Consider the following 519-nt stretch of genomic DNA (forward strand, 5'->3'; position numbering starts at 1 on the left):
ACCTGGATCTGCACCGACGGCTGGTTGTCCTCGGCCGTGGTGAAGATCTCCGAACGCTTCGTCGGGATCGTGGTGTTGCGCTCGATCAGCTTGGTCATGATGCCGCCCTTGGTCTCGATACCGAGAGACAGCGGCGTGACGTCCAGCAGCAGGACGTCCTTGACCTCACCCTTGAGCACACCGGCCTGGAGGCTGGCGCCGATCGCCACGACCTCGTCCGGGTTGACGCCCTTGTTCGCCTCCTTGCCGCCGGTCAGCTCGCGGACCAGCTCAGCGACGGCGGGCATACGGGTGGAGCCACCGACCAGCACCACGTGGTCGATCTCGGACAGCTGGATGCCGGCGTCCTTGATCACGTTGTGGAACGGGGTCTTGCAGCGCTCCAGCAGGTCTGCGGTGAGCTGCTGGAACTGGGCGCGGGTGAGCTTCTCGTCCAGGTGCAGCGGGCCCTCGGCGGACGCCGTGATGTACGGCAGGTTGATCGAGGTCTCGGTGGACGAGGACAGCTCGATCTTGGCC

The 519-nt window shown here is 65.7% G+C and carries 1 protein-coding gene; it reads right to left on the reverse strand.

The genetic code is table 11. The annotated features are described in order from the left end of the window. The coding region (locus tag O5O46_RS35115; RefSeq protein ID WP_269859745.1) for an Hsp70 family protein at positions 1 to 519 on the reverse strand (519 nt) is incomplete at both ends.

Source organism: Streptomyces sp. RPT161 (assembly GCF_027533845.1).
Taxonomy (GTDB): domain Bacteria; phylum Actinomycetota; class Actinomycetes; order Streptomycetales; family Streptomycetaceae; genus Streptantibioticus_A; species Streptantibioticus_A silvisoli_A.